The sequence below is a fragment of the Burkholderia sp. IO2 genome (assembly GCF_029522185.1).
GTDB lineage: Bacteria > Pseudomonadota > Gammaproteobacteria > Burkholderiales > Burkholderiaceae > Burkholderia > Burkholderia cenocepacia.
The window spans coordinates 128,174-152,530 of the sequence record NZ_JAKWFH010000005.1; the positions used below are offsets into that span (position 1 = coordinate 128,174).

Annotated in this window: 16 protein-coding genes and 1 pseudogene; 5 read left to right on the plus strand and 12 right to left on the minus strand. The window is 57.8% G+C overall.

Going from position 1 to position 24,357, the window contains the following annotated elements; all coding sequences use genetic code 11:
• Positions 1-185: 185 nt before the first annotated feature.
• The 3 genes from MMB92_RS04805 to MMB92_RS04815 are packed head-to-tail and all read left to right on the plus strand — an operon-like array spanning position 186 to position 2,622.
• Positions 186-1,274 carry a glycosyltransferase gene (locus MMB92_RS04805; protein WP_277562571.1) on the plus strand — a complete coding sequence of 363 codons (1,089 nt, stop codon included), beginning with the start codon at positions 186-188 and terminating at the stop codon, positions 1,272-1,274.
• 29 nt (positions 1,275-1,303) lie between these two features.
• Complete coding sequence (locus tag MMB92_RS04810) at positions 1,304-1,864, plus strand: hypothetical protein (RefSeq protein ID WP_059720977.1); 561 nt, start codon at positions 1,304-1,306, stop codon at positions 1,862-1,864.
• Positions 1,865-1,887: 23 nt separating this feature from the next.
• Positions 1,888-2,622 (plus strand): polysaccharide deacetylase family protein, encoded by a 735-nt coding sequence (locus MMB92_RS04815; RefSeq protein WP_277562572.1) that lies wholly within the window; start codon positions 1,888-1,890, stop codon positions 2,620-2,622.
• Between the two features lie 275 nt (positions 2,623-2,897).
• Here the strand turns inward: MMB92_RS04815 and MMB92_RS04820 are convergent, their stop codons facing one another.
• The 5 genes from MMB92_RS04820 to MMB92_RS04840 form a co-directional block, all read right to left on the minus strand.
• A complete protein-coding gene (locus MMB92_RS04820) occupies positions 2,898-3,623 on the minus strand; it encodes an OmpW family outer membrane protein (RefSeq protein ID WP_059720957.1) in 726 nt (241 codons plus the stop codon).
• A gap of 213 nt (positions 3,624-3,836) precedes the next feature.
• Complete coding sequence (locus tag MMB92_RS04825) at positions 3,837-5,798, minus strand: acyl-CoA synthetase (RefSeq protein WP_212266692.1); 1,962 nt, start codon at positions 5,796-5,798, stop codon at positions 3,837-3,839.
• Positions 5,795-6,751, minus strand: coding sequence for a fumarylacetoacetate hydrolase family protein (locus MMB92_RS04830; RefSeq protein ID WP_058902484.1), 957 nt, complete (start codon positions 6,749-6,751; stop codon positions 5,795-5,797). The genes MMB92_RS04825 and MMB92_RS04830 overlap by 4 nt, the downstream gene beginning before the upstream one ends.
• Before the next feature lie 36 nt (positions 6,752-6,787).
• Entirely contained in the window at positions 6,788-7,858 is a 1,071-nt protein-coding gene (locus MMB92_RS04835) for a VOC family protein (RefSeq protein ID WP_012493005.1), read from the minus strand.
• A gap of 7 nt (positions 7,859-7,865) precedes the next feature.
• Entirely contained in the window at positions 7,866-9,578 is a 1,713-nt protein-coding gene (locus MMB92_RS04840; RefSeq protein WP_043204583.1) for a bifunctional 3-(3-hydroxy-phenyl)propionate/3-hydroxycinnamic acid hydroxylase, read from the minus strand.
• A gap of 100 nt (positions 9,579-9,678) precedes the next feature.
• Between MMB92_RS04840 and MMB92_RS04845 the strand changes: the two genes are divergently transcribed.
• Positions 9,679-10,458, plus strand: a complete 780-nt coding sequence (locus MMB92_RS04845; RefSeq protein ID WP_063889495.1) for a TetR/AcrR family transcriptional regulator — start codon at positions 9,679-9,681, stop codon at positions 10,456-10,458.
• Positions 10,459-10,786: 328 nt separating this feature from the next.
• Positions 10,787-11,190 (plus strand): annotated as a pseudogene (locus MMB92_RS04850) (DUF2384 domain-containing protein).
• A 517-nt stretch (positions 11,191-11,707) separates the two neighbouring features.
• Here MMB92_RS04850 and MMB92_RS04855 read toward each other — a convergent pair.
• The 7 genes from MMB92_RS04855 to MMB92_RS04885 form a co-directional block, all read right to left on the minus strand.
• Positions 11,708-12,709, minus strand: a complete 1,002-nt coding sequence (locus tag MMB92_RS04855; protein ID WP_200062093.1) for a hypothetical protein — start codon at positions 12,707-12,709, stop codon at positions 11,708-11,710.
• A gap of 25 nt (positions 12,710-12,734) precedes the next feature.
• Positions 12,735-15,026 (minus strand): AAA family ATPase, encoded by a 2,292-nt coding sequence (locus MMB92_RS04860; protein WP_200062092.1) that lies wholly within the window; start codon positions 15,024-15,026, stop codon positions 12,735-12,737.
• Positions 15,027-15,407: 381 nt separating this feature from the next.
• On the minus strand, positions 15,408-16,670 hold the full coding sequence (locus MMB92_RS04865) for a YiiX/YebB-like N1pC/P60 family cysteine hydrolase (protein WP_200062091.1): 1,263 nt from the start codon (positions 16,668-16,670) through the stop codon (positions 15,408-15,410).
• A gap of 1 nt (position 16,671) precedes the next feature.
• Entirely contained in the window at positions 16,672-17,163 is a 492-nt protein-coding gene (locus MMB92_RS04870) for a GNAT family N-acetyltransferase (protein ID WP_200062090.1), read from the minus strand.
• A 393-nt stretch (positions 17,164-17,556) separates the two neighbouring features.
• Positions 17,557-20,691 carry a DEAD/DEAH box helicase gene (locus MMB92_RS04875; RefSeq protein WP_200062089.1) on the minus strand — a complete coding sequence of 1,045 codons (3,135 nt, stop codon included), beginning with the start codon at positions 20,689-20,691 and terminating at the stop codon, positions 17,557-17,559.
• A gap of 13 nt (positions 20,692-20,704) precedes the next feature.
• Positions 20,705-21,532, minus strand: a complete 828-nt coding sequence (locus tag MMB92_RS04880) for a hypothetical protein (RefSeq protein ID WP_200062088.1) — start codon at positions 21,530-21,532, stop codon at positions 20,705-20,707.
• Positions 21,533-22,067: 535 nt separating this feature from the next.
• Positions 22,068-24,347: a hypothetical protein gene (locus tag MMB92_RS04885; protein ID WP_277562573.1), complete on the minus strand. Its 2,280-nt coding sequence runs from the start codon at positions 24,345-24,347 to the stop codon at positions 22,068-22,070.
• Positions 24,348-24,357 lie beyond the last annotated feature (10 nt).

Here is a 24,357-nt window from a genome sequence, read left to right on the forward strand (position 1 = left end):
CTACGGCACGTAAACGATCTGTAATATTTGGAAATGATTCGCATTGACGCCGTACGCCGACGTCGATGCGCAATCCCGGGCCGGAAACGCGGCACCGCGTTCGCGTCAAGGCTTCCATCAGGTCGAGTCCGGCATTTCATCAGTATTCCTCTGAAATGACGGATCGATAAAAAAGCGGCATCGTGATGAACATTCTGTACACCAACTTCCACGGCGATTACGGCGGCGGCCAGGACACCTACGTCCGCGATCTCGCCGTCGCGATGAGCCGCCATCACCGCGTGACCGTCGCGTCGCCGGCAGGCAGCCGCCTGTCGCGACTGCTGAAGGACAGTCCCGACGTGGCGATCTTCGACATGGAATTCAAGCCGCGCTGGAACCGGCTGTGCCGGGAGATTCTCCGGCTGCGCCGGCGGATCGCCGCCGAGCGCTTCGACGTGATCCATGTGAACGGGGCCGCCGATCACCGGCAGGTGATGCTGGCGCTGCTCGGCTGCCGGTATCGGCCCGCGATCGTGCTGACCAAGCACAACACCTATCGCGCCGACAGCCTCGGCAACGTGCTGCGTGCGCGGCTGGCCACCGACCACACGATCGCGGTCAGCGACTACGTCGCCAGCATGCTCGCGCTGCGCTCGCCGTACGGCAACGTCACGGTGGTCAAGCACGGCGTGCGCCGGCCGGCCGCCGAACGACTGGCCGGCGACGAGATCCGCCGCCGCAAGATCGCGCTGTTCGGCGCGTCCGGCGCGGAGGCGATCGTGCTCGGCAGCAGCGCCGGCACCACGCCCGAAAAAGGCTGGATGGACCTGATCGCGGCGCTGGGCCGCCTGCCGGAAGCCGAGCGCGAGCGGTTTCGCGTGCTGCTGATCGGCGCGGAGCCGTCCGGCGAGCAGCGCGAACAGCTCGCGCGGCACGGCATGGCGTCGCGCACCGCGTTCACCGGACGGCTCGACGACGTGTGGGCGCCGTTCTCGATCATCGACGTGTCGTTCGTGCTGTCGTACCACGAGAGCCTGTCGTATGCGTGCCGCGAAGCGATGTCGCTCGGCTGCCCGGCAGTCGAGCCGGGCGTGGACGGCTGGGTCGTCCCGCCCCGCGAGCCCGCGGCGATCGAAGCGATCCTGCGCGCGATCGTGCAGGAACCCGGCTGCGTCCGCGCGATGGGGCGCAGCGCGCGGCTGAAAGGCAAGCGCGAATTTTCGTTCGACGCGTTCGTCGACGCGACCTTGTCCATCTATCAGAAGTCGATTCGACACAACCCGTACCGCTGAGTGACTTCCTTGAGATCCACGAAATGGCATTGAATATCTGGAAGAAGTACTGGGACCTGCGCACGCAGGAATGTCCGTGTGACGTGCACTTCGTCGAATGGCTGGAATCCGTGCACCTCAAGGGCATCCGCATCTATCACTTCGGCACCGGCGGCCACCACCATGTCGGCATCGAATGCGCGCGGCCGCACCTGAACAACACCGTCTTCGGCGTGACGGCATCGCCGAAGGAATACAAGTCGTATGTCGATCTCGTCACGCGGCAACCGGAGGTGAGCAAGACCTACCTCGCGTATTTCGGCGACATCTATACGAGCCATTCGCGCCTGCTGCCGACGTTCGACGTCGTCACGCTGTTCCATCTGTGCGAATTCCGCGGCGAAGCGAACAGCCGCTACGGCGCGAAGACCGACGAAGAAGTGCTCGACCTGTTCGCGCGCCATACCGCGCCCAACGGCCATCTGTTGTTCTACACGGGATCGTCGGCGTATCGAAAGGCCGAACCGATCATCGCGCGGTGGGCCGCCAATGCCGATTTCGTCGAGGTCGGCGACTTCAAGACCCTGCGGATTTTCCGCAAGGCCGCGTAATCCCGCTTTCCTGCGACCCGCCGATGCTTGCGCGCACCCCACGCTATCCGATCCTGATGTATCACCAGATCCGCCCGCTGCCGCCGCCGACCGACCGGCTGCGCAGCCTGAGCGTCGCGCCCGACGCGTTCCGCCGCCAGATGACGCTGTTCCGGCGGCTCGGCTACCGCGGCCTGAGCGTGCGCGAACTGCAGCCGTACCTGCGCGGGGAGCGGCAGGGCAAGGTCTTCGGCATTTCGTTCGACGACGGCTTTCTCAACGTGCTGACGCATGCGATGCCCGTGCTGGATGCGCTCGGATTCACCGCGACCTGCTACTTCGTCGCCGGCCGGTTCGGCGGCGCGAACGACTGGGACGCGGGCGCGCCGACCACGCGCTCGCCGCTGATGACCTGCGAGGACATGCTCGCGCGGCGCGATCACGGCCATGAAATCGGCTCGCATACGCTCGATCACGTCGCGCTGTCGTATGTGCCGGCGCCTGTTTCGGACTTTCAGCTTACCGAATCGAAGCGGCAACTCGAAATGCTGAGCGGGCAATGTGTCGAATCGTTCTGCTATCCGTACGGCGATCTCGACGCACGCGTGCGCGATCAAGTCATCGCTGCCGGTTACGGCAACGCGACGACGACCCGACGCGGATGCGCCGGCGCGGCCGACGATCCGTTTCTGTTGCCGCGGATTCCGGTCGCGGGCGGGGTCGGGGCTGCGAGGCTGTGGTTCAAGTGCTGGAAGGGGCGGATAGCGGGGCGCCGATAAGTATCCAGGCAGTTCGTCCGGATGAACCGGTACCACGCCGAGCCAATACCCGTCTCCTTCGATGTCACTGTCATCATCCGCACCTTGTGTGGGCCATATTCATCGTTCTGGTCAGCAATCCTTCACGCTCCGACCGCACTCGAAGCATGTCGCGAGCAAGGGACCAGGAAGCGTCCGCGGCCGGCCCATGCGCCGCCGAATCTCGGCGGCAATCATCACGTCGCACGCAGCGCGGCGACTGCAACGTGCGTGCGCCGTGTCCCGGGCAATGCGATTCAGAAGCGGTATCCGACCGACAGGAACGTCACGATCGGATTGACCCGGAATTTGCTGGTGCTCGTGACCGTGCCGACGGATGACCGGGTAGTGAGCGTGGCGCGCGTCGATACCCACGAATACGCGACCGACGCGTTGATCGACCAGTGCGAATCGATGTTGTAGGTCAGGCCGCCGTTGACGACGGGCGCGAAGGAATGACTGAGCGACACGGATGTCGGTCCCTCGAGCGCAGTCCCGACGGTCGGCGAGAAATAGATCTGGCCGGTGGAAACGGGATTGCTGAGCTTGATGTTGCTGAACCACGTGTAGGTGACGCCGGCGCCCAGATACGGCCTCAACCGTGCATTCGGCTGGCCGAAGTAGTAGTTGAAGATGATCGCTGGACTCCAGGCCCGCGCGGTCCCCAGCTCGCCGAAACCGCTGAGCGTACCTGCGCCGTTCAAGTGCCAGGTCGGCGGAAAGCCCATGACCGTCGTCGCCGCGATATGGTCGGTCAGGAAGTACGTTGCGGTCAGTCCGAACGTATCGCCGCTTGCGATGTCCCCGCCGCTGCCGGTCATCACTTGCGACTGGCCGAGTGCATTGAGGGTCAGCGGATCCGCCGATCCCTGCGGGGCAAAGTGGGACCAACCGGCACTGACCACCCACTGACCGGCTGATTGCGCATGCGCGCCAGAAATGGCCGCGACCAATACGACGGCTCCTGCACTGATTCGTTTCATGATTGTCTCCAGATTTTGGTGTTGGTGTTCAAGAATCGTGAAACCTGTCTTCATCGCCGTGCGCCACGCATGACTTGCGGGCTGTTCCCGCGCGTGTGACGCGCGACGCCAAAAACGTCGGGTGCTGCTTCGTCAAGCGAAATTCCCGCTCCATAAATTCGGATTCCGAATCTATTTGCTCAATTCAATGCCGAACGTTCCGGGAATCGACAATCAGTGATGTTCGGGTTCCACGGAAGTCGAAAAGGCGAACGGGAAGCGGCCCACCACCGTATTGGCCTTCGCTGTCTGCGCGTGATCGCTCAGCGCCACATGCAGGGTGAGCCCGCGCGACGGATCGTCCACCATGCTCACCCGCGCACCCTCGACGCCGGCATCCTTCAGCGCAGAGACCAGCGCGTCGAACGTCTCCCATCGTTTGAGTTCGGGCTTGAAGATCTTGCCGACCGCCGTAAGCGGCATCGCATCGACGATATGAATCCGCTTCGGTATCGCGGCGCGCTCGCCGATCATGCCGCGTATGAACGTGTCGAGCTCCGTCTCGGTTGCCGTTGCGCCGGCTTTCAACTGCACGTACGCGACCGGCAGCTCGCCGGCATGCACGTCGGGACGTCCGATTGCCGCAGCGATCTGCACGGCCGGGTGGCGGTGCAGCGGTTCTTCGATCGTCGCCGGATCGATGTTGTGCCCGCCCCGGATGATGAGCTCCTTGCGGCGGCCCGTGAGCCAGAAGTAGCCCTGCGCATCGCGTCGCGCGAGGTCCCCGGTGTTGAGCCACTGCCGGCCGTCACCGAGATCGAGCCACAGGCTCTTGTTCTGATCTTCCTGAAGATAGCCCGCGAACACGTTCGGCCCGGAAATCGTCAGCACACCGACTTCGTTCTCGACGCAATCGCGCACGTAGCGGCCGGCGTCGTCGAGTATCACCGCCTTCATCATCTGGCCGGGGATGCGCAAGCCGATCGAACCGAGACGCCGTTCGCCGCCTGGCGGATTGACGCTGCTGACGCAGGCGCCCTCGGTGAGCCCGTAGCCTTCGAGGATCCGGACCCCGGTGCGATCCTGGAACGTGCGGAATACTTCCACGGGCATCGGCGCGGCACCGCACAGTCCATATTCCAGCGAGTCGATGTTCCGGCCGTCGACGGGCACGTCGAGCAACGCCGAATACAAGGTCGGCACCGCGCTGAAGAAATTGATCCTGTGGTGCTCGACGATTTCCCAGAATCGTCTGACGACGCCGTCGCCGCGATAGCCCTGTGGCGTACCCAGCACCACATGTGCGCCGCGCGAGAACGGCACCAGGCCGGTTGCCAGCACGGCATTGACATGGAACAGCGGCAGTCCGCAGAACACGGTCTTCCCCGGGCCCATCCCGGCGCCGACGACCTGCCCGACGCTCCAGGCATTGGCCACCTCGTTGCCGTGCCGGCGAATCGCGATTTTCGGCAATCCCGTCGTGCCGCCCGTACAGAAGTAGGACGATATGTCGTCGGCTTCGAAACGCCGTGGGATCAGCAGCGAATCGCCGGATTCACGCGACATCGCACTGTCGAAATCGCGGATCGCGACGTGGCGCGGAACGGCGCCGCGCACGCCCGCGCGCCCGTGCAACCGTTTGCATTCGCGACGCTGCATCGCGCGTGCGGCAATGCGGCGCCACCCCTGCACGCGCTCGGCCAGATCGATCAGGACGAGGCTTTGCAGCGACGGCACCTCGCTCAGGACGGGCTGGATCTTCGACCAGATATCCGTTCCCGGAAAAGGCGCCAGCGTCACCAGCACCTTTGCGTTTGCGGCCTTGAGCAGCGATGCGATCGCCGGCCCCTCCAGCAACGGATTGATCGCGCACACGATCCCGGCCGCTTCGCCTCCCCAGATGACGAAATGCGTTTCCGGCAAATTCGGCAGCACGTAGGCGACCACCGCGTGGCGATCGATACCGAGGCGCGAAAACATGTTCGCGGCGCGGGTGATATCCCGCAGAAGCGCCGCATAGGTCCAGCGCAATGGCTTGCGATGATCGTCGGCGCGCAGGAAAAACGACAAGGCCGGCGCGCTCGGGTCGATTGCCGCACCACGGCCGATCATCTCGTAAGTGCTGGCCGGGAGGTCGGCGGGCGGCCCCTGGTTTTCGATCCGAAGCACGTCCGCTTCGGTTGCGATGGCGTTCATGCGAGCTCGTCCACGATTCGGTTGCGTTGCACACCGAGGTCGATCGCCCCGTCCCTGCTCCGGATCCGCGACTCGACCAGATCCCCGGCCTTCAGGTACTGCGGGCGCGCGGCCTGAACCTTCGTGAAAATCCGCCACTTCATGTGCTCCGGCAGCAACGCGGCAATTCGTTGCTTCGCCGGCGACGGAATGCTGAGCGCGCACCCGGACGGCGTGCCGGTTGCAAGCAAGTCACCGGCGTTCAGATCCTGAACACCCGAAAGTTCCGTCAGCGTTTCGGCCGGACCGTACACGAGGTTCCCCGTCGAATCGCTCTGCCGCACGTCCCCGTTCACGGTCAGTGTCAGCGTCAGCGCGTGCAGCCGTGCGATATCGCTGGCCTCCAGCAGGCACAGATACGGCCCGACCGGCCCGAACGTCCGATAGCTTTTCCCCTTGTAAAACTGCATTTGGGGAATCTGGATATCGCGTGCGGAATAGTCGTTGACGATCACGAGGCCTGCGACGTACTCGTGCAGGTTCTTGTCGGTGACGGCTTGCCGGGACGTGATATCGCGGCGAAGCACGAGCCCCAGTTCGATCTCGTAGTCCAGAAACCGCACATGTTGCGGCCGGATGACGTCGGAATCGGCGGCGACGATGCAGCTCGTCGCCTTCGTGAAGATCATGTTGAATGACTTCGCATCCGGATTCATGCCGGACTCGATCATGTGCTGGCGATAGTTGGCGCCCTGGCAAACGAACCGTTGATTGCGCGTGACCGGCGACAGCCACTCGACGTCCGATTCGGGAATCGTTTCTCCGTCGAGCGCGGCGAGGTCATCGATCCGATGTGCGCGCACGAATTCGCCGGTCGTCGGGTAGTCGCCCGGTATCGGCGTGATCCGGTGATGCCTCACCACGCCCCATTGGGCGCGCCCCTGATGCCGGTAGTGCAAGACGTGCAATGCCATGAAGATGCCTCGAACAGGTCTGAGTGAAGATGAAGGTCACGCAAACAGCTTCGCGAGCGTGCGCAGCTTCGCGAACGTGACGTCCGGACTGGCCCGGAGGTTTCGGATGAGCGATGCGATGCTGGCGGCGGTGATCTTCGGTTTGGTGAAGCTGCGCGGCATCCGCGGGCCCCACTGCGACATCGCTTCACGGCTGACTTCATGGATGCCCGTCGCCACGTCCGCCGTGAACATGTCCCCATCGCAATAGTGTTCGTGCTTGTCGCCCCAGGGGTCCTGCCAATAATCGAAGACCTGGCTGCCGAGAATGTGGCGACCCATTCCCCATGCGTGCGTCCATCCTTTTTCGCTCAGCACACGCTGCCCGATCCCCACGGCGTCCGCGTCCACCAGCTCGAATGCCGAGTGGCTGTAAAGCGCTGCGAACCCCTGTGCCAATGCCAGCGTATGGTGATCCGTGGGGGTCGCCCCGCGATCGAGCCGCAAGAACGCGACGGCGGGCGATCCATCCGGCAACACCTGAACGTCGCTCGGGATGAAACCGAAGTGAGACGTGTACCACGCACAAGTCGCCTGGAAATCGGCGAGTTCGAGCACGACATGACCGAGGCGAATCACTTCCGGCGCCGCCAGCGGCGCACGCTGGGTATCGTTCACGCGAACGACGGAATCGGGCGAGTTGAACGGTAACGCCGACCGGTGCGGCAGGGCGCCGGCCCGCGCTTGTCCCGCGACCGCGTCGACACGAAAACCCGACGGATCGACGAGCGTGACGCGATGGCCGCCACCGGGCCACGGCGACGGCGCCACGTCCGACGCGCCCGGCACGCCGGCAAGCTTTCGCAGTGCGTCGATGCCGTCCACTTCAAGCCCGAAGCCGACGAACCGGTTTTTTTCAGCCCGCCGGACGACGTAGCAGAACGGTGTGGCGGCCGTGCCTCGAAGGAACAAATGTTCGCCGTCACGGGATACCGTCCGCAGGCCGAAGTCGTTGAGAAATCGTTCGGCCCGTTCGAGATCGGGACGCTCGAACATCAAATAGGAAAGCGCCCGAGCCTTCGTCGTCGGCTGGGGACTCCGTGCGGGTTGTGCAGTCGTGAGCTTCATGGGGGCCTCAGGAAATCGGCTGGGCAATGTGATCGGACAGCGACGACAACGCGGTGCGCGCACCAAGCAATCGCAGGGATTCGAGAACCAGACGGGTCGAGTCGGCCACCGGGCCTTCGTGCAGGACCGTTTTGTCCGGCCGAATCACGGCCGCCCAGCCAAACCGCACGACACCCGGCATGAACGTACCGTCCAGGTCCTCCCATCCGTCGTCCTCGATGCGATGAAGGCGCTGCCCGCGGTGCATCACCTGCACCACGACGCCGCCCGCCGCGATCAGCGCGGCTCGCGCGCCGGCGTCGAGCTCGACGCCCGGATCCCGTCCGAATCCGATCAGCGCGAGACCAGTACCGAACACGTCGTCGCTCAGGCGGATCGTCCCATCGTGCCTGCGCAGCCATCCCTGCGGCAGGGCTGCACCGCGCACGAGCCGCGTGGACGAATGGCCGGGGACGAACAGACCGCTCCGGAACGCATTCTTCGGCTTGATCCCGAGTTCGTCGAAATGATTCCGTAGCGGCGGAACGAGCCGCGTCAATCGCATCAGACCATGCGTGAACAACGCGATCCCGGCGTTTCGCGGCATCACGAGCTTGCCCATGAATTTCGCGACGCCGATCATCGCCTTGGCGTGCGGTCGGCGTTCCCGATCGTAGGAATCCAGAATTTGCGGGGTTGCGTGGCCTTTGACGACCCACGCCAGTTTCCAGCCGAGATTCGCGGCATCGCGCAGGCCGGCGACGAGCCCCTGGCCAACGAACGGCGGCGTGATATGGGCGGCGTCGCCCGCGAGAAAAACGCGCCCTTTGCTGAACGTCGTGACGGTTCGGGCATGAAAACGGTACACGGCCTTGCGTTCGATCACCATGTCCTCGATGCCACCCCACGGCGCGAGCAGTTCGCGGATGCGTTCGTCGGATTCCATCTCTTCGCGCGTCTCGTCAGGATGGAGCATGAACTCCCAACGCTCGCGCCCCCCGGGTGCGGTCATATGAGGCGTCGGTCGCCGGTGGTCACAGATGAACTCGACATGGTCGATGGGTCGGCGCACGTTTCGCGCATCGACGATCAACCAGTCCTCCGCGAACGTCTTGCCTTTGAAATCCTGTCCGATCAGCTGGCGCACGATCGAGCTGGCGCCGTCGGCACCGACGACGTAGCGGGCGCGCACGACGTGCCGTGCGCCCGGCCCGCTGTCGAGCGTGGCGGCGACGTGGTCGGCGTGCTCGTCGAGCGAGACGAGCGTCACACCGAGCGCCATTCGGGCCGTGCGGTGCGCGGCCAGTCGGGCACGCAAGCATCGCTCCAGGTCCGGTTGATAGAACGTCACGAGCTTCGGATGGCCGTCGATGCTCCCCAGCGTATTGATGCGCCCGAACTCGCCGAACCAGGGCGAGCGCATCCGGACGTACGGAATCGCCACCGTATCGAGGTCGGCTTCGTTCACCCCGACGTACTGCAGGATGCGAAGCGCGTCGTTGTCGAGCGCGATCGCACGCGGCGCCATGAAGATCTCCGCCGCCCTGTCGACGACGAGCACGCGCACGCCGTCCCGGCCGAGAAGCGCACCGATCGCCGCGCCGACGGGACCGCAGCCCACCACGAGCACGTCTACCTCCGACGGCAAGTCGCGGCCGCCGGCACAGTTCGCGTTGTCGTTGCCTTCATGGACGCCCGGCTCGCACGTCAGTTTTGTCTCCACCACCGTTCCGTCTCCCATTCTCGGGACTGGCCACTGCCGGCCGCCTTGATGACATTAAAGTCATAACTGATAACTTTGTCAATTTTGATGTTCGAACGTATACTCGAACACCGAAACCATGCGCACGCCGATGCCCAACACTTCTTCCCGTCGCACCAGAACACCGTCGCCGGCCGTCTCGAACGGGCAAGCGCCGTCGAGCCCCGAGGTTCGCGAGCCGCGGGGCGCGCGCCGCAAGCGCGAGACGCGCGCGCGCCTCCTGGATGCCGCCTTTGTACTCATGGCGCAAAAGGGGATGGAAGGCGTCGCGATCAATGAAATTACGGAAGCCGCGGACGTGGGTTTCGGGTCGTTCTACAACCACTTCGAATCGAAAGAGGCGATTCATGCCGCGGTGTTGGAAATCGTGTTCGAGGAGTTCGCGGATACTCTGGACCGCATCGCAGGCGGCCTCACCGACCCGGCCGAGATCATTTCCGTGTCGCTGCGCCATACATTGCTGCGAGCCAGAAGCGAGCCGGTCTGGGGACAATTTCTCCTGCGCGAGGGGTTGTCCATGCGAGCGCTCAGCCGTGGCCTCGGGCCGCGGTTGTTGAGGGATATTCAGAAAGGCATCCTCGCAGGGAGGTTCTCGGCAAGCGACCCGCTGATGAGCGTGATCACGGTCGGGGGCGCGGTACTGACCGCCATTGCGATCGAGCTCCGATTCGATGCGGACGAGAAGCCGGTTACCGACATGTTGAACATGATCGGGTACAGTCAGAACGGCTTTGCCGAACGGGCAGCTTCATCCCTGTTGCAGACCTTGGGTGTGCCGCGAACTGAAGCGATAGAGATTGCGAATCGCCCGTTGCCGCCGGCTGTGACGTCTGCGCCCAACGAATCGCAAGAACGTTAGCGGTCCATCGTTCGGCTGTGATGGGCAGAACCTTGGCGGGTACTCGCGTAGCGCTGTGGGCTCTCAGAAAAGGTGTCTTTGCCCCCCCTAGACAGATCAAGGACTTGGACATCTTTTTTGAGAAATCGACATACCTCTCGTCTCAGAAAAGATGTCCGCAGCCTTGGAAATTCTCAGAAAAGTTGTCCTTGGGAATGTCACGGTCCTGCCGAGGCGTGCCGACGGAACTCGGCGATCAGTAGCGCAATGGACGAGCGTTTCAGCGACCAGCACTGTCAACACCGCTTATGCTATAAATGGGCGAATAGTGTGCAAAAAGTCATCTGCAATGAGCTATGATCTGGCCCTCGATTCAACGCCGCCCCTCGATTTCGACCGATTCATGGCGTCTTTGAAGGAGCCGGAGAGCGCTGCGCCGATCATCTCGGCACGACGTTTCGCTACCGCACTACACATCGACATGCAGACGCTCGCTCGACTGGCCCATGTCCATCGCAATACCATCAGTCGCCTTCCGGGGCCGAAAGCGTGCAAAAGTATCTGCGAGACGCGTTGCGGGTCATCCGAGCTGCAACCGATATCTCCGGAGACGTACGGAGCACGCTGTTTTGGTATCGCAATGAACCGCTGCCGACCTTTGGCTACAAGACTGCCGAAGAACTGATATCGGAGGGTCGCACTGAAGACCTGCTGCGTTACATTGCGTCGCTCGAGACCGGTTCGGCGGGATAGGGTCGGGTACACCCGTTGCGGGTCCGAAAAATAGCAGCTACTCTCATATTCGAGCCGACCTATGTTCGGCTTAAAAAAACAGGGTGCGAGGCTTATCGGCTTGGGCGTGATCCCGCGGTATGTTCCCGCCCCACCTCCCCAAATGCCCGCTTGATGAGCGGGCATTTTCTTTTTTTCGCGCCACTTAACCGTATGCTCACTCGAGAATTGTGCATTGCGAACCCACGCGCGCCACGAATGGTGGTTCGTCGACCCCATTCGGGCGTAGCGCACAATTGAGTACGTTGTGAACAGCGCCCGTATCGGGCCGGTAACCGGCATCTCCCGATCCAACCCGATCGGGGAACATCGACACCGCGATTAGGCCATCTACGTCACCCGGGTTGACGCCGGCGGCATCCAATGCACGGCGAGCAGCAACCACCACGAGATCAACGGAGCTCTCGCCGCGTGCCGCTACACGTCGTTCGACGCTACCCTAGCAAAGAAGCATCGAGCACAGGCCCGCATCCGCTTTTCAATGCCCCGCAAGCAATTTTCTAAAGTCGGCAATCCACGCACGCACCATCATCGAATAGGGTGCGGAATCTCGAGCCATCTCTTTGATCTCGCAGACGATGCGTTCGCGCAAATGATGCAGTCGAACTGAAAGCAGCTTCCTCTTCGCGACAGGAATTTTATCGTCGATCCCAATCTCGTCGGCCATCGAGCTCAATTCAATAATTATCTCCTTCAAGAAATTCAGATGACGCAACACTCGAGTCCTCTCATGAACCAGCCCAAGACGGTTTAAGCCATATACATGAATGGAGACCGCGCCTCGTTCGCTCAACCCGAGACCAGCCGCATCCTTTCCGTGCCGACCGATATCTTTCCGTTCGTCAATCTTGGCCAAAGGGAATTTATTTTCCGCCACATCGTCACCATCCTTGGCACGTGGATAAACCAGTGCGACCGGCGTGGATCCGTTGACATGGAAACGCAGATGCTTGGAAGGGTCGTCCGAACACGGGTTCAGCAGCAACGCGCCTTCCTTGCCGATTGAATGTCCTTCTTCAGTTGCACGCTTTCCTGATATCGGAAAGCTATCGCCCTTCCCTGTGTTCACGAACTTCGACTTGCTGAATTTTCGAGCCGCAGCATCGTATTTCAGCAACTCGCTGAATATGGTGGGGGTAGCCTGCCCTCGTCTGCGATTGCAATCGATGCAGGCGGGCAGAAGGTTCTCCCAGTCAGCGGCGAGCCACCAGTAACCTGGGTGCCCGTCGTCTTCAGCAACCGCTCCTTTCGGTCGATAGTGCTCGATATCTACCGGGGCCGTCGTGGCATATGCACTCTCACAGTACGCACACTTCCCATGGAAAAGCTTCTCCAGCGCCATCCTGACGTCAGGAGACTTGTACGCTGAGAACTCGAATGCTTCTTTTTTCGGATCCGTGCTTGCCATGTGGTCCCGCACATCATCCAGTTCGGTTTTGCCATTCCTATCGGTTTTACTCAGCCCCGTCGGTACCGACACTAGACCTCGATCGACTCGTCTCAATTCAGATTCCCTCCAACGCATCGAGGATGAGCTTCTTTGACTTCTCCCTTAACTGCCCGAGCCTTTCGTTGGTGACTGAACGCCGCTTCGCTAAATACTCCGCGACAGCTTCCTGGACCAAGCGTTGCGCCTCCGAAGAACCGATCGGCAACGATTCTGCGATTTCCCTCTCAAACTTCTTGATGGTGTCCGTTTCCTCTGACGTAAGCTTATCGTTTGCGGAGCGCCTCGCAAGAAGATCGGATATACGTGCCATCGCCTCCTCCACCTCCGGTTGATCCGTACTGAGCAAACCGAAGAAATCCGCCGTCAACAGTTGCTCGATCGTCAACTGATTCACCTTCGGGAGATCCGCCCTGAACTCAACCTTGATGGCGATTCCCCTACCGGGTGTTTGCTCGGTGACGCGACGCATGACTACAATCTCTTCGTCTTCCATACCTCGAAGACATAGAGGATCGTGGCTCGTCACGATGAAAGTCATCTGGGGTAGCGCATTACGCAAACCTCGCATGATCTGCATTTTCCATCGCGGATGCAGGTGAGCTTCAACCTCATCGATCAGCACAATTCCAGTCGCGGAATCGAGGCTGACATCGGATCGATCCCGCTTCTGTCCAGTCAGAATATTGCGAAATATATCGCATGTCATTGCAAGAACCGAACGAAATCCGGAGGACACCAACCCTAACGGCGTTTTAATTTCCCGATTACCACTTTCGTCATTCAGGATAGAGACAACATAACATCGCTTCTCTACTTGATCACGTTCGACGTGATCGAAATTCCCCTCGACGCTGATGATTTCTCGAAGCGCACGAATGACCATATCGAATTCTGGCGATGACAAACCTAAGAGCCAGTCCTCCGGGTTCGGCAATATGGCGTCCTGATTGAAGAGCGTGGCGATAGGAGACGGAATCTGACTCTGCGCTCTCCCGTCGACGAATTGGCGAAATGCTCCATATGCAAAAACAGGCAACAGTGCCGACGGATTGTCCACTTCGAAGTGTTCACCGATTGTCACAACTCGCTTCTCATTCTCGAACTTGAACTCCAGCCTAGAAGATTGTCGCGGCTCCATTCGTTGGCTGCCGAGATAGCCCGGATTGAGCCTGAATTTCTCCGCATCTACGCCAATGTTCTCCCGATTTTCGCGTGAGGTCAGCCCAAGCGCGAACGCCTCCAACACCGTACTTTTCCCGACTGCGTTCTCCCCCAGAATCAGCAACGCAGGAGTACCGTTCGAGCGTGGCTGCGAAGAACGTGGCATCTTAACTTCAAGGGCCTCGATGGACTTGAAATTATGTAGCTTCAATGAAACAAATCTGCCTGGGTTCTTCGATGTCGATTCTTCACGCTGTTCTATGCGAGGATCATCGCGCCCCATACGCTTGAACACAGCCTGACGAATTCTCCGGCGAAACGAAGCCCCGTCGGGATGATTCCTGTAAACATCCCAGAAATCCACGTCCATTCTTCTCAGTAATGAAGGACTCAGCCCCAAAAGATCAGCGCAGACCTGCAACAGAAATCCATGCCACATGCCACCGAATTCCAAGCGCTTAAAGTCAAATATTCGTGGAACTCTTTCTGCAACCCCTGGTTGCCGCTCCCTCTCCGCGGTGGCATATCCTTTCAGAAGTTTCACGTAGTGAAGCATCATCTTCCCACGACGAGCAACAAGCTTCGGGCGATTTAGATTAAATTTTTCTATTGTCAGTTTGCCCAATTTATTTTTCGGACTGAAGATACCATTTGCATGAAAAATTATCGAAGTCCTTGGTTTTCTAGTGCCACACGGATCAATAAGTAGCGAATTTTCTTGAATGGGGTACTCAGCCCAAGACCCATCATCAATACAAAGTCGAAGCGCCGCAAGCGAAGGAAGCTGGACCCGGCGACCACTGACTGGGAAAAAATTATCTCGATTATTACAATCAGAGCAAATCGGATAAAGATTTTCCCATACTAGAGACAACCACCCATAATAAAGATGCTGAGAACCCTCATCATCTGCCGGCAACGAATCGGAGACGGGTCTAAATCGATAGACATCTATACTGCCCCGAATCTTAGATTCGCAAAACGCACATTTTCCGTGAAAAAGTTGATCCAGCGCATTTTGAATAGAGTCGCCGAGATTATGAAGCGATTCCACGGGCACCTTCGTCTGGGCACGGGCAGACTCCGACATCTGAAATAACTTCAAGACTTCGAATCTGGCCTTTTTTGCACGATCACTCAATAACCCTGCCGGCACATCAACTTCTTTTCGATCAAATAATTGCATGCAACAGCACCCCCGCTTTGCTTTAGCAAATAGTTATCTATATCAGCACAAGAACATAAACAATGTCGAAAGACACGACATCATCATTGCATGAACACAACCACGACAGACATACGTCAAAGAGTGAACGCAAAAAAAGCGCCGACCTGTTATTCCACTCCTTCCTGTCGCAACATGGGTGCGAAGCTGGACTTGTCCTGGTAGACGAATCCATAAGCACCCGCCATCTCATGCAGCACACCAAAACATCATCACCAGCATTTATCTCGACAATCAATGGGACGCCCCCCAATGATGTGCTACTCACCACAATCACTCGACGGTGAAGCGGAATACAGCATGAATCAGCCGGACTGCCGTTGATAACAAAAGGCTACGCGGTTAGAAAGGTTTCATTGGTTCGTCGATCGAACGGATGCGAAAACAGTCGTCGCAGAGTCGAAGCGTTCCCGGCCCAGCCGCCGGAATACTCACGAAGACATAGTCGCAGGCTGGATCATCCGCACAGACACTGCATACATCCATACTTCCCGTTGCTCTAATGGCCGCTTCCGTCATTGCGGCCTGCTTGGGATTCCATTCGCGCAACGAAGCAAACCACTCAGGTGTGTGCGGACGGTGCAACCTGGGAGGTGCGGGCTCGCGCAGTCCCCTACGCTCGAGCCACCGAGTTGCCGCTCTAATGCGCCGAGCATGAAACTGCGTCAGGATATCGTACAGCTCTACCTTCAGCGCAAAGTATTGGCGAGGGTGCAACGTGTTCACAGTCACGTAGCCCGCGTGGTTCAGGACAAAGCGGTTTTGACACAACTCCTCGTCTGCCAGCAGCTCTTCGCAGTACCTCTGCTTGCGTTCCGCTGAGCCAGTGTGCCCCTCCATCAAGGCAACGTGGTACTGCCAGGAATTCCTTTCAAACTCATCTCGCCACAGTTCCAGGTACCTAGAAGATCGCAGGGCTTGCACCAGGTAAGCGTCGCACTCCGGATGCTCTATCAGGTAGGCATCGATGTCGTTGAGTGACTCAATCTCAGAGGATAACTTGCGGGCCTCCCGAAGCAAGGCGTTGGTTGAATCGCGCATGGTCTGCACGTTGTCAATGTCGTCACGCCAGTCAGCCTCTTCTTCTGCGCTGAGATTTCTGAGCACATTAGACACTTCAACAAGCGCCGAACTCTTTAGGAACTCCCCGGGATGACAAAAATCAGCATCCGACACGAGGTCCACGCCGGCATTGCGATAGGCCTGCGCGACCAAACGCGAACAGTACTGTCTCCGGCCAGCAACGAAACCTGCCAACACGCTCTTGGCGGCGCCGGTCATGGAGTATCGGGTACCAACCGCTGCTCTGGCGAAAGAAATGACGGAGTGCAATTGGTCAGTAGTCAGCGGCTTCGCCGGTCGAAGTACATGACCAGCGCAGCCTGGATCAAGAATAAGTCGCTCAAGATTGCGTGCGTGAACACCGTCGCCAGTGGAGTCGATCACACTCGACGTACCCACACAAATCATGGCATGAGAGATGTCCGCACCGGTAACCCTGCGGATCGTTTGGCTCATTGGCTCGAGCGTGGTCGTCAGAACAACATCGCCGGGCTGGATGAGGCCGACAACGAACGCCCTGGGTTGCAATTTCAATTCGCTCATTTCACAACTCAGATTGAGCATCGATCCGACGCAGGTACTGAATGATGGGGTCTCCGCTGTAGCTGTCCGCCCCTTTCTTAATCGGCTCAAACAACACCTTCTCAGCCAGCCGTTGCGAGGCAACATTGTCCTCACTAACGATGGCCTCAATCCAGAAGGCCGTCATTCCTGCTCGGCTGAAGCCGTTCCACATCTCCTTGATGGCGGCAACAACAACCCCACGGGCCTTTCCCTGCCCCCGGTAAGCCTCAGCAACCGCCCAACCCACGTTGAAACAAGGCTCGCCCTCGACCGGGTCACATGGAATAAACTGCACGAGAGCCACGACGGAACGCCCAGCCATCTGGGCATAGCTCAGCCTAGTTTCGCCGTTGGGCCGATCCATGTGGATCAGCAAGTTTCGGTCAAGGTCGCCGCGCTGCACTGTTATCGCATTTGCAGCAAGGGCTAGTTGAAATGACTTGAGTGCTCCTGCCACATCCGGCAAAGGCATAATGCTCACCTATTAGGGTTTACGACGTTGGCCAAAAAATCTTCAAGCAAATTAATTCCCAGCCGCTTCGTCCAATGTGGATCACTATGCCTTAAACCGGTCAGCACCTTTGAGATCGATGCCCCTCTGTTCAAGTCGACCGACAATACATCGGCCGCAAAGGAGGCAAAGTCCCCGCCTGCGAATATCGCGGACGCCCGAAGAGGAACTGACCGATTCCCGACAGGCCACTGAGCCAAATGGTCAGGCGGAGTTTTTTGCCATTAAATTCAAATAAGCAATATTCTATTTCCCCACCCCGACAGGGAATAGGACATAACAGCCAGATACATGATAAATACATTTAAAGCGCATACAACAAAAGGCCGCGCACAAATAATTAACCTACGCTCGTCAAACACCTTCTAACATAGACCATACTTGGTGATAGTCTGCGCCACGCTGCTTCCCAAGGGCACTCGCCCACGTTTCACGACTGCCTTTTAATTCTTCGCGCAATCGATAAACGCTTCCGCCCTGCCCAAGTGACGACCCAGCAGCAAGGCCCAACGCAGCATTGCGTGGCACCCCGGCACTACGCAAAGCGATTGCAGAGTCGCGATTGACACCATACAAGGCCATAGATGGAACATTAGCCGCCTCGCGGCGCTGTTCGTCACTCATTGACTCAAGGCTCGTACCAAACTTCATCGATATCAATGAAGCAAGCCCCCATGATGCGGACGTAGATATCTTCTTTACGTTTCTCATACATTCCGTAATTTTCTCTACGTCTGTTTCACCCTCGAAGTACTCCTTCGCAATGTCAGGAATGGGGCGGCCGTTCACCCAATCTGCAACCATGAACGCTAACTTGCTGCCATCCGAGCCCTTGCCAAATTCCAGATTCTCGCGAATTTCCGGAATCTTGAGCAAAATTCCCATGACTTCCTTCAAAGTCCTATTTTTTCCATTAAACAGTAGACTTCCGCTCAAGAGTGATTCAGGCGCATGAACTTGTGCCAAGTCACTCAACGCACGACGAACACTTTCTATAGAAAACCCTGTCGAATCGACTAACTTGACCGCCCCCATGTCCGAGGCAAAGCCTTGTGCGTATTGCTGCGTTTGAATCAGCAGGTGTCGCGCCAGCACCGTATTGTTCTCACGGAGAGCTTTGTAGCCCAATGTTCCGCGCAAGATAAGCTCCAACTCATCTGCAAATTTCACGGGGCCGACACGCCGGAACGTGTGAGTAATGAACTGAGCGAAGGCTGACCATTCCGGTTGCCACACGAAATCCCTTAGCCCTTTTAGGGCGCGCTCGTCATACAGCTTTTGTGCCATTGCAAGTAGCCTCGATGCGAGATTCTCGAGAGCTTCACTTACAAATTTCTCATGCTTGGTTTGCTGTTCTTGCGTGCTGCTAGCGAGTGCAACAACACCGACTGCTTCCTGGTCAACACGCCCCACGCGTCCAGCAATATTCCAGAATTCGGAGTAATCCATCTTCGACTTATACGGTTGGGAAATCGTCGCCAACACCAAGTTCGAAATCGGGAAATTCACCCCTTGCGCAAGTGTGGTGGTTGAGCAAAGAGTGTGAAGCTGTCGTTCGGAAAAAAGCAACTCAATGAATTGGGCAACCTCCTCAGGCAATCCTGAATGGTGGACCGCAACACCGACGTTAATATAGTCGGCCAATGGAAAGTCCTTTCCCAACTCATATTCAACAAAGCGTGCAGCAAGAGCCCGCCTTGTATTTGACTGTTCGCCAAGATTGTCAAAATACATCGCCAGCGTTTTCGCAGCATCCCATGTCGCGTCAACGCGACCGCACAACAAAACTGTAGGGCCACGCGTACTCAAAACCTGAGTAGTAGCAACAGCAAGCTTATTTACCGCAGTCTTGGATACGGATTCCGTAAGTCCAAGCAATGGGCTCACGCCGGGAAGCGTCACCACTTCATCGACGAAAAGTGTCCGCCTCGGCGTATGCAACGTGCGAAATTGAATATCCTCTAGCAGTTTCCCGCGCTTCGCCTTATCGCGAGGAGGCAGGGCGAGACCGACGACTCTATCATTCGGCACCCAATCCGCCGCAATGGAGTAATCCTGGTAATTTACCTGATCGAGCCACGTCGCGACTTCCTTTGCGTTCTTAATAAACGGCGTCAAAAGTAGAAAGCGCGCGTCTCGATGCTCTCGATTCAGCATCGCCAACAGCAATTCAAGTTTGATGGCACGGTCGTCTGAGCCACCTACGTTGTGCGCTTCATCAACAACGACCAATGCAAGCACGCCGAGCTTGTCGCGTATGTCATCGCGACGCATCAGTAAATCAAATTTCTCGGGTGTGCAAACAAGCACATTGACCGGTGGTTCGGAATTCTCAGCAGACTCAGCGTCCAAAATAGCCGCTTCGATAGAATCGAATTCCAATGCCGGAGATAGGCGTTCAACGCGTAAACCTAACTCTCCGAAATCATGACGTAGCTTCGCCGAGATTTGATTGACTAGAGCACGCGTTGGCGCAATGTAAGCAACAAAACCTTTAGAGCTGCCCAGGTCATTTATCGCTTGCAGTATTGAGAATTCTGCAATAAGCGTCTTTCCACTAGATGTCGGTAAATTTACGACTATCGAGCGGCGGGCTGTTGAAATGAGCCCTTCCTCAGCCAAGGCAGCCCGCTGAGGCGGAAGCAGTTCGAAGATTGGATTGTGTGGTCGATTTACAAGGTAATTAGCAAATCGCTGCGTTAGAGAATTTGCACCTCGAACCGCGGTGCGAACCGAGTTAGCTATCAACTGCTTCGCGGCAGCATGCAACAGAATCCCAACGTCGAGCAAATCTAACGAGCGAGCGCGCTCAAACGCCTCGATTGCACGCTCGAACTGCATGTCGGTTTGCGCGCCAATATCTGATGCACCCTCACTGCGTCCAGTTATCGTGTAGGACGCCATCCGGTCAGCCGCACTGGCGAGATTGTAGAGCCCCACAAGCTCAAGGGCGGCAGATTTCTGTTCCCGCGTGCCCCGTCCTTGGAGCCATCGACTCTCGTATGCCTTTTGCTGCGCCCTCAGACTCGCAATTATTGAGACCGTGGCATCAATGTCGTCACGGCCGTCCTTGCGCAACAAGCCGACCCAGGCAAACGCAACAGACTGACGCACATGTGGCAGCCAATGCTCTCGGGGTGCAGAAATGGATGCCATCTCGGCCCGCAGAAATCTGCGGGCTTCAGCCGGGCGATCAGCAATGATGGCGAGCGTAGCTGTCCGCAACAGCCAAGTCAGATGGTCTTCTGGCGGCTCATCGTCGGGACGCTCATCTTTAAGCAGGAGATACGATTTTGCTGCCCGGTTGCGAAGCTCGGGGGCAAGCTGATTCGGCCCCATGGCATCAAGAACTGCAAGCTCGGCAATGACTGAGGCAAGTTCGTCCCTAACCTCATCGCGAAGCGATAGGCCAAACGTCTCATAGATACGCCGCTTTTGCGCCTCGGCATGTGCACGTTCGACGCTTCGCAGGGTTTCAGAAGTAGCCACGATGCTGTACCTATCAAAGCGGTGTGCAATGTAGCGACCAATTTTTGGCTGGAACGCAGATATACAGAGCGAGAAGCGAAACGCAATCTACGTTCGGCAACTTGCCCGACAACGCCCCGGCGTGATGAGCAACATCTTTCGCCTGCGGAGTAGTGTCTCGAACGAGGACACCGACGAGCTCTGCCCCCGTCGGAAATTCGTTCGCAAGACGCTTGAAAGCTTCCCGCCAGACGGGCATAAGCGAGGTCTCGCGAACCCGGCTGTATGTGTACGACAAAAGGCGCCTGAGCACTCGCCAGTCGGTGGCAAGCGTATAAAGTTGGTATTCTAACCCTTTGTTCCCGTACATGACCGCCGGGGGAACTTTCAAGTCCGATGAGGTCTTCACCTCGGCAAACAGGAACCGGTAGCCACCGTCATCCGACGGTATAAAACCCACTATGTCAGCGCCCGGAAGGCTCGCGCGAACTGACCGCATGTCTCGCCTACGGTTTGTCGGCCAGATGGCTTGCAACTGTGACTGCAAGGCGAGTTCCGCCATTGCTTCGCCGATGTCATTCTCCGAGAGTTGCTCATCTGGAGCCATGAGCGCCGCGTGTAGCCCTGTATCGTCGAACCCCTCGACTCGCATGAAATCGTTCAGGGCGGCAACTTCCTCCGCGTCATACGCGCGGTTGCGAACTGGGCCCTTCAACCAATCGATGCAATCGGCTTCGTCAGCGACACAAAGCCCCAGGTACGCAACACCCGCCTCGGCGGACTTATAGTTCTGCTTCGTGGAAGAAGGCAGCATACAATTCGATTTTTTGCCAAGAACACACGTCTTGGTCGTTTTCTTCAAACCGTCTGGTCTACGACGGCCCCTCGGCGCTACTCTTATCGTCTCTCACACACTGCACCAACACTCATCATCCGCTTGGAGAGCTCCAACTTCCCCATATCATCTACTGCTTTAGCTAATTTAATCAAGCTTGTGTGTGGAGAAGGGAGGTGAGGCCCTAGCAGGCGGGTCGGATATCGATGATAGTGGATAAGATGGGAGCCTTTATGTCACTGCTGCATGGCTGATTTAGTAGGGATGGCCATCAGCACACCACATTGGCCGACAATTGGAACGAGTGGCGCCGAGGCCGTGCTGCCATCCAGGCGAGATTCACGTCCGATTGTCGCAAACAGTCTCTAAATTCTGCAGCTGTCAAAGATGACAGCCACCTCCCACTTGAGGTATCAGCGATATTCCCGTTGGGCCAGAATCGCTGTTGCTGCCAGTAAGCCATCCGGAAGACTATCTATACGACCAAAGCGATCGAGTCCAGTACTCGTACCTGCGACTTGATCTAGCTCTGAGTGATAGTTCAGATCCCGATTCGTTCATGTTAATCGTCGACGTCGGAAAAGATAGACCGCCCTGCCGTAACGTCTCTTACTTTCGCAGGTGCAACTTTCTCCCAAAAGCTAGCTGAACTGTCCTCTGACTCCGTTGACTTGACCGATCTCTTAGCGTCTGCCAACTCATCTTGTAACTCTTGGATTCTGCTCTGCAAGTCGTCAGGAATCAGATCTTCGATGTCGCGAAGGAAACTAGAGACTGGGTCAAAATGATCGTCGAGATCGCTGTCTGGATCTGCGCTATCAGCGAGGTTCGATATACGGTCACCAATATTCTCGTCCAGCAATCCGAGTAGTTTCCCGGTAAGGCGCATCAGTTCTAGAGGAGGAATAAGCCGGAGCAAGTCGTCGTCCTGGAGGAAAGACAGGTCGAGATTGCGAAGTGCTGCTTCTTGGAGCTCGTCGCTCGTTGCCAAACGCACACTGTCCTCCAGCACTCCAAGTCGATGAGCAAGCCCGTGGAGTCGAATACGATTGTTCCACTCGACCTTATGCCAGGAACGTTCGTCGCCGCGCCTTCTTAGAATGGAGGGGTCGAGTTCGAGGACCTTGTTGGCCACAGACTCCGGACATCGCCCCACCAAAAATAAAAACAATTTCTCATTAAGTCCTGCCGCATCCGGCGCATCGGCTAAGCGTCCGATTAGATTGTCGAAGCTCGTAGCAGGCACTACTACAGCGTCGCGCACGCCTGGTGCTCCTTCGCAGACGGCTTCGCTGAGTAGGTTTTCAAGGCGTGTGCCGCGAACGTATAGGCCGACCAAATCTGACCTAACACTCAGGATGCTGCTTATCGCGTCTGCGAACGTAGGATGAACGAATCCCCAACACATTTGCCCGCTTTCCAAGCGTTTTAGCAAGAAAACGCCTTGAAGCTGACCCAGTGCTTCAATGACGGACGCAACCGGCACTCCAAATTTGTCTGCGGCCACCTTACACTCCGAATCGCCGGCCGAGTGATCAGGGAGCACGGAGCGAGCAAGAAAAACGGACGTCATCGCCGCTTGCTGCGCGGCTGTGAGTTCGAGAATCGTTTCCTTTAGGAATTCCTGAGGCTCATGCACAAAACGAAATAGATCGTCGGGCAGCGACTTTACGCCGGTTGTGTAGCTCGAATCCCCTAATCTTCGCGCGATTTCTGGAAGCAAGTAAGGCTGTTCGGCCAAGCTTTGCAGGTGAGGCTTCACCGCCTGCTTCCAAGTCTTCGTCTGGATTCCGGCCTTTATGTGGTTGTACAAGATCTGCTGCCGCTCCTCGGGACTGAGCCAACCTACGTCCACGACCGCCCGACCATCCGCAAGAAGGGGGTGATTTCTGGTGCCGAGCTTGTGCTTTGCCGCATTCCAAATGTGTGTACGGGACGTGAGGATAAAGTGATTGCCCAATTCAATCGCTGCCTTCATTTTCGGCATAAATTCGATCCAAGCGTCGACATAGTCATCTCTCAGCTGATTCGGACCGAAGGCATCGTCTATCCAGAACAAGCGATTTCGCTCATGCGGATTCCAACGGGATCGTAGCTCAAGAGGGCCTTCACACTTGAAAGTTTGATGATGTTCGCTGTCTATAGCGGTGGTTGCCAGAATTGCCGCCAGCATTGACTTGCCCGCGGCGGGAGAACCCAATAGCAAAACGAACTTGTGTTCGCCGAGCGCTCGGACGGCAGTCCTGTGCGCCCCGGTGGGCACATAAACTTTCAAGCTTGGCAATAAGTGTCCGAGAAGGGCTTCCGTTTGCGCTGCACATCTTTCGTCGACAATAGTTGATAGATCACCCAAGCCGTAGACGCGTGGCACTAACGCCCGTAGTCGCGAGCTGCTTTTAATTTGAAGCGTGAGCCACTCGCGCCCAAGAACGTGAGGCTCAAGAACCCCGGCTTCAGTCAGCGCGTCTCGAATCTCCGACGCTACGGGAGCATCTATGCCAAGGTTGGTAATGAAGTAGTAGACAGATGCTTTGCCGGCGGAAACAAGGTTCCTGACAGTATCCAATTCGTCGGATATATCGGATGGTCTCAGCCTGCCGTCTGCCCGACTACTGAATTTGCATTGGACAGTTGCTTCAGTGGATTGGTCACGCCCGTCCCTTGCGGGAAGCATGAAGACAGCATCCTGCCCACCATCCTGCGCTTCGCGATAAACTGAAACGGTACGGTTGAACGCTACCTCACATACTTGGGCGCAAAGATCTTGAAAGGCTTTCCAGCCTAGCGTGTTTAACGCGAGAAATACATTCGGTGCCTGAGGAGTCGATTTAAAGTCTTCCATACACATTTTT

What these genes read in the sequence shown, in the direction of transcription:
- MMB92_RS04830 (WP_058902484.1), bottom strand. Translation starts at nt 6,751, where the DNA reads ATGGCATTGCACGTCTTGCACTACCGGCATCAGGGGCGCGCCCAATGG.
- MMB92_RS04860 (WP_200062092.1), bottom strand. Translation starts at nt 15,026, where the DNA reads ATGCAATTATTTGATCGAAAAGAAGTTGATGTGCCGGCAGGGTTATTG.
- MMB92_RS04835 (WP_012493005.1), bottom strand. Translation starts at nt 7,858, where the DNA reads ATGAAGCTCACGACTGCACAACCCGCACGGAGTCCCCAGCCGACGACG.
- MMB92_RS04885 (WP_277562573.1), bottom strand. Translation starts at nt 24,347, where the DNA reads ATGGAAGACTTTAAATCGACTCCTCAGGCACCGAATGTATTTCTCGCG.
- MMB92_RS04820 (WP_059720957.1), bottom strand. Translation starts at nt 3,623, where the DNA reads ATGAAACGAATCAGTGCAGGAGCCGTCGTATTGGTCGCGGCCATTTCT.
- MMB92_RS04825 (WP_212266692.1), bottom strand. Translation starts at nt 5,798, where the DNA reads ATGAACGCCATCGCAACCGAAGCGGACGTGCTTCGGATCGAAAACCAG.
- MMB92_RS04865 (WP_200062091.1), bottom strand. Translation starts at nt 16,670, where the DNA reads ATGAGCGAATTGAAATTGCAACCCAGGGCGTTCGTTGTCGGCCTCATC.
- MMB92_RS04805 (WP_277562571.1), top strand. Translation starts at nt 186, where the DNA reads ATGAACATTCTGTACACCAACTTCCACGGCGATTACGGCGGCGGCCAG.
- MMB92_RS04840 (WP_043204583.1), bottom strand. Translation starts at nt 9,578, where the DNA reads ATGGGAGACGGAACGGTGGTGGAGACAAAACTGACGTGCGAGCCGGGC.
- MMB92_RS04845 (WP_063889495.1), top strand. Translation starts at nt 9,679, where the DNA reads ATGCGCACGCCGATGCCCAACACTTCTTCCCGTCGCACCAGAACACCG.
- MMB92_RS04870 (WP_200062090.1), bottom strand. Translation starts at nt 17,163, where the DNA reads ATGCCTTTGCCGGATGTGGCAGGAGCACTCAAGTCATTTCAACTAGCC.
- MMB92_RS04815 (WP_277562572.1), top strand. Translation starts at nt 1,888, where the DNA reads ATGCTTGCGCGCACCCCACGCTATCCGATCCTGATGTATCACCAGATC.